This window comes from Salinivibrio sp. MA427, from assembly GCF_001996115.1.
Taxonomy (GTDB): Bacteria; Pseudomonadota; Gammaproteobacteria; order Enterobacterales; family Vibrionaceae; genus Salinivibrio; species Salinivibrio costicola.
Genome location: NZ_MUFH01000162.1, coordinates 1 through 5,847 on the forward strand (window position 1 = coordinate 1; position 5,847 = coordinate 5,847).

The 5,847-nt window shown below is 47.1% G+C and carries 5 protein-coding genes; 3 read left to right on the plus strand and 2 right to left on the minus strand.

The window, feature by feature from the left end; translation table 11 throughout:
* Positions 1-164 precede the first annotated feature (164 nt).
* Positions 165-551 carry a hypothetical protein gene (locus tag BZG79_RS10595; protein ID WP_077774364.1) on the minus strand — a complete coding sequence of 129 codons (387 nt, stop codon included), beginning with the start codon at positions 549-551 and terminating at the stop codon, positions 165-167.
* Between the two features lie 70 nt (positions 552-621).
* Between BZG79_RS10595 and BZG79_RS10600 the strand changes: the two genes are divergently transcribed.
* The 3 genes from BZG79_RS10600 (at position 622) to BZG79_RS10610 (ending at position 4,239) form a co-directional block, all read left to right on the plus strand.
* Entirely contained in the window at positions 622-1,689 is a 1,068-nt protein-coding gene (locus BZG79_RS10600; protein ID WP_077774365.1) for an ABC transporter substrate-binding protein, read from the plus strand.
* On the plus strand, positions 1,690-3,525 hold the full coding sequence (locus tag BZG79_RS10605) for a GGDEF domain-containing protein (protein ID WP_077774366.1): 1,836 nt from the start codon (positions 1,690-1,692) through the stop codon (positions 3,523-3,525).
* 174 nt (positions 3,526-3,699) lie between these two features.
* Positions 3,700-4,239 (plus strand): histidine phosphatase family protein, encoded by a 540-nt coding sequence (locus BZG79_RS10610; RefSeq protein ID WP_077669705.1) that lies wholly within the window; start codon positions 3,700-3,702, stop codon positions 4,237-4,239.
* Between the two features lie 77 nt (positions 4,240-4,316).
* Here BZG79_RS10610 and BZG79_RS10615 read toward each other — a convergent pair whose 3' ends face one another.
* A complete protein-coding gene (locus tag BZG79_RS10615) occupies positions 4,317-5,747 on the minus strand; it encodes a 6-phospho-beta-glucosidase (RefSeq protein ID WP_077774367.1) in 1,431 nt (476 codons plus the stop codon).
* Between the last annotated feature and the right edge of the window lie 100 nt (positions 5,748-5,847).

Consider the following 5,847-nt stretch of genomic DNA (forward strand, 5'->3'; position numbering starts at 1 on the left):
CCACGGCTGTACTAGCGACGCCAAAGCCTAAAAGATAGGAATGAAAGTGTTCACCTGCCAGCACGCCACCTAAAACGGTAAGTGCTGTTATGACGAGAAAAACCATACGCTGCCGCCTTTTCTTTTCAGTATGACACTGGATAGCCTTATCGAGCAGCGGGAGACTAAGAGATTGCGATCTTGTTAGCAGGCTTGATACATACCGATGAAATAGACGCCTCGCGGTGGGTCCACAAAGCACCATACCGGTTGTTCAATGCATCGACCGTAACCACTTGCCCCTGACGCCGAATACGCATGTTTGCCCCCAACTCAATACCAGTCAATCCTGCCGCGTCAAACACACCATCCACATAATTAAAGCTATCGACAGCTAAATCAACAATACGAAAGGCTCGACGGCGAACACTCAAACAAGCAACCCAGCATTTAGCCGCTAAAACTTGGCCAGGAGATTCGGCACGCACAGCAAAACGCCATCCTTCACCGTCGCCATAAAAATCCATTGGGAAATGGCGCTTAAACGTCTTTTTATTGTTGTAAGATTTCATCGCAATCAATCCTATACAGATGCGCTATCATATCTAAAAGGGAAAAAACATACGAGGATTGGTAATAAGAATGAAAAACACACTGTTGGTATGGATGATTGCGTCTGTGGCCATGCTCTTCAATACGCTTGCCTACGCGACGACGCAACAACAGGCGAGAGTACTTTTTATCAATCCAGGCTTTGCCAATGAGAGCTTTTGGCAGGATGTAGACGATTACGCCAAGGCTGCTGACAAGGCGTTGAATCTTGACCTTACCATTCGACATGCAGATCGTAATCACTTTGCAATGCGCCAAATTCTCTCTGCCACTTTAAATAAACCGACTCGTCCCGATTATGTCATCATCGTTAATGAGAAATTAGCCGCGGATGATCTGCTACCGATGTTACGCGATTATCCCATTTACGTTCAGGTCATCTTAAACGATATAGATGAACAGACAAAAATGTCCATAGAAAAAGATACGCATTGGCAAGAATATCTCCTAGCTAGCATCATTCCGGATAACGAGGCCATTGGTCATACGATCGCGAAGGCAATGGTAAACGCAGGTAACAATGAGTCTGGCGACGCTGTCATGATTTCGGGCGATCTCACCACGCCAGCCTCCGTTCAACGCGAAGCGGGGGGGCAACGTTTTTTTGATGAGCAACCAAATATTACTTTGCGTCAGATTGTCCATGGTCAATGGGACGAGTCTATTAGCCAAGAGCAGATGCACACCTTGTTGCAACGTTACCCGGATGTACGTTACGTGTGGACGGCCAATGACCACATGGCCTTTGGCGCAATGAAAGCCGCGAAGCAAGCAGGAAAGACACCAGGCGAGGATATCTTCTTTGCCACAGTCAACACATCAGAAAAGGTGCTCGCTTTACGTGAGGCTGGTACTATTTCAGCACTGGGAGGTGGGCATTTCACCGCAGCCGGTCTTGCATTAAGCCATATTTATGCGCACGATAGCGGCTTACCAATACCAAAAAGATGCAATAATGCACTTTTTCGTTTAATTACACCCGATTCACGCTTTTTTACACAGTTGCGCAAACAAGCTTGGCACGAGATTCCATTTTTAAAAATGGCTCGACGGACCGAAAGCCGATGTACGCCTCATTCAACGGATATGGATAACTAAGTGACAAAACGCGCTATAAATTTACGTGGTCTTCAAACTCGCGTCGCCTTTATCGTGCTCGCCATTAGTTTGCTCTTTGCTATTGGGACGACCCTGACGCAAATGTATATCAACTATCAGCGAGCACTAACAACCACAACGCAACTGGTGGAAAGCCGCAGCCAAAATTCAGCTCGGGTCATTAGCCATGCATTATGGATTGTTGATTTAGAACTCGTACGCCGCAGTGTCAAAGGGTTAGCGATGACGCCCACCGTCTGTCGGGTCGACGTCACAGGTTTTGATGGCACGACGGTTACCGAAGTTAATCACACCAGTCGTCATTGTGACGCCAACCACCAAGCACTGCTGAGTGTTCAAGGTAATAATATTGGTACTCTGAATATCGTTCTTGATCACAGCGAGGTAAAGCGTGAAGCATTGAGTAGTACCGTGCCTATTGCTGCCGTTCATTTTACCGAAACATTGATGATTTCATTGTTGATTCTCTGGGTGCTAAATCGGCTTTGCTCTCGGCCACTCAAGCAACTTGCAACGACTTTAGACTATTACCAAGCCGATAGAATCAGCCAAAGTAGTGTGCCGGTTCAATTAATTCAACGTAATGATGAGATTGGTAAAGTTTCTCGTTCAATCAATTCGCTCCAGTCCCGAATCAAAGACGATTTATTACAAAAACGCATCACAGAACGCGAGCTACGCCAACATCAGACGTTACTTGAAGATCAGGTAGAACAACGCACAAAAGCACTAAACTGGCAGTCGAATGCGAGCTCATTACTGGCTGATATCTCGATTCAATTTCTACGCGCTGACTCTCAACATATCACCGAGGACGTTGAGCTTATTTTCCCGCAAATGGCGTCACTATTAGGAGCAGAGGCCATCGGCTGGTATGCCTTTGATTCGAACCGCGCTGAACGTCGCTGTTATTGGCCAGAAGAGGCCGACTTTGCACCAAAAACAGTGGATTTAAGTGACATGCACATGATAAAACGCTGGCTTGCAGATACCGATACATTGGTGGTCCCTCACGTTGGCCAGCTGGGCGATGATGCCATGAATGAACGATCGTGGTTGCGTCAACGACATATTCTCTCTTTTGCGGCTTTTCCACTAACCGACGGCCGCAAGAGCTTTGGGATGATCACGGTGGCGAATCGTCAATTACCGTTTATCTGGGATAACAACAAAACGTTACTATTGAAGCGCTTTGCGACGGCGATTAGTGAAGTCATGATTCGAGAGCGCAACCACTTTGCTATGGAACAGTTGCAAGAAGAACTGATCGCAGCCAACGAAAAACTGAAAGTACAGGCAGAGACAGATGACCTCACCCGCTTGAGCACACGCCGCCCCTTTAAACGTGAGCTAAAGAGCCATATCCGTCATGGTATTGAGAATGACTTACCTGTTGCGGTAATGATGATCGATGTCGATCACTTCAAAGCGTACAACGATGAGTATGGGCATCTAAAAGGCGATGATGTACTCACTAAGATTGCGCGGGTACTGCTCAAGCAAACCCAAGCCTTTCAAGGCTCGGTTGCAAGGTTTGGAGGAGAAGAGTTTGCTATCACGCTTTCAACCCACTACGCCTCTCAGCTTCATGCATTAGCTGATGCGATTCATGATGACATTGCGGCACTTGGCCTCACCCATGCGAAAAACCCAGATGGCAAGACGATTACAGTGAGCATTGGCGGGATCATTTTGCAACCGACCGATGAAACCACTGACTCTTATCTGCTAGAAATGGCAGACCAACGTCTGTATCAAGCGAAAGAGGAAGGACGGAATCGTATTAATATACTTGACCGCCATCATCAAAAATAGCGAGCTCGCTCACGTCATGTCCTTTATCCTTCTGCCGTTTCATGACAGCATCATGACGGTATGCTACAACCCAATGTCAAATGAGGTTGTAGCAACCGTTGGTCCAAATGGATGTCACTTGCTAAACATGTCCGCAAGCTGATAACCATGATCGACGCTAGAGAAGGAAGTCCGATGAAAGTCGTCTTTGTCCGCCATGGAAAAACCGATTACGCTTTGGCAGATGCTCGTCAGATGAGTCAGTTAGAAAAAGATTATGCGCCACTACAACGTGCGTGTATTCCAGACATCCAGGCCTTGGCCAATCACTCTGCCTTACAACAAGCGGATATTATATTGTCGTCGCCTTATACGCGCGCCCTGCAAACAGCAGAAATTCTCAACCGACAGCTGCAAAAAGATCTGTTTGTTGAGCACGATTTACGCGAATGGCAAGCGGATATAAAGGGGAGCTATATTCCTCTTTCTGAACGCGATCGTCGCTGGATTGAGTATAGAGAGCTGTTTGCCAACGGTAATGAGGTTACTAACGCCGGTTATGAATCCGCAACAGCTTTGCACCGTCGCGTGAGCGCTGTGCTCGACATGTATCACGAGTATTCAACCATTGCCGTCGTCGCACATTTTAATGTGATAGAGGCGATCGTGGGTTATCGTGAACAAGGCATTGAATACGGCGAAGTGATTGAATTTGATTATCAACCTAACGTGTAAACCGTCATCTTCATCCTAGCGGTCGTATAGCGATAAAAGCAAAAGGGACGCCGAACGCGTCCCTTTTAGCCTATCCTCTAGCCCGTCAAGCCATTGTTGGCAATGACCTGTTTATACCAGTCAAAGCTTTTTTTACGGGAGCGAGAAAAGTCACCACTGCCATCGTCATGACGATCAACATAAATGAACCCATACCGCTTGCGGTATTCTCCGGTGGTGAAAGATACACAATCAATACATCCCCAAGGCGTGTATCCCATCACATCCACACCATCGAGTGAAATCGCCTCTTCAAGCGCTTCAATGTGTTGCGACAAATAGTCGATACGATAATCATCGTTGATTGCGCCGGTTTGATCGGGAATATCCACCGCCCCTAGACCATTTTCAACCACAAAAATGGGCAATTCATAGCGTTCGTACAACTCTGAAAGTGCATAACGTAGCCCTTTCGGATCGATCTGCCAGCCCCAATCCGACGCCGGCAAATGTGGATTCAATCGACTAGCGCTGAACAAGGCATTTTCATCTTGTTCTGGCGGATTAGCATCGACAATATTGGTCATGTAGTAACTGATTGCCAAAAAATCCGCCTGACCATTTTTTAAGATCTGCGCATCATCATCGTGCATCACCACCTTAATCCCTTTGCTTGCCCATTGAGGCCAAATGTAGTGAGGGTAATGACCCCTTATCTGTACATCACTGCACAGGTATTTATCTCGCATCGCTTGCTGTGATGCTAACATGTCATCCGGATGGCACGTCGCAGGATACAAAGGCATCATGTGGATCATGCTGCCAATGCTAAATTCAGGATTAATCACATGCCCCAGTGCGACCACTTTGGCACTGGCCACAAATTGGTGATGTAGCACTTGATACAAGGTTTGCTCAGGGTGGTCGTGCTCGGTAAACACCACCCCCGAATTACAATAACCAAATAAAGGATAATCCCAGTTAAGCTGGTTATTGATCTCGTTAAAGGTAATCCAATAGGTGACTTTGTCACGGTAGCGCGTTAATACGGCTTCACAAAAACGAACGAAGTGATCCACGACCGCTCGATTTGCCCAGCCACCATATTCACTGACAAGGTGGTGCGGCATCTCAAAGTGCGACAATGTAATGACAGGCTCGATATCATGCTCTAACAAGCAATCAATCAATCCATCATAAAACGCCAGCCCCGCTTCGTTAGGGGTCGCTTCATCCCCATTTGGGTAAATACGGGACCACGCTATCGACGTCCGAAAGCATTTAAATCCCATCTCTGCGAACATCGCAATGTCGTCGCGGTAACGATGGTAAAAATCAACCGCTTGATGGTTGGGATACGTTTCTTCAGCCTGGACTTGCTCGGTAATCTTACGCGGCACGCCGTGCTCACCTTTGGTAAGCACATCAACGATGCTCACGCCTTTACCATCACAGTTCCATCCACCCTCTACCTGATGCGCGGCAACCGCGCCACCCCATAAGAAATTGTCAGGAAACTTATTACTCATGCCTTACCTCTCCTTTGTTTTTATCTCAGCCTAACCGGTTCAATGCTGCTGAAGTGTGAACTGACGCAAAGATTGCCTGAACACTTTTCCTCTCTTAACC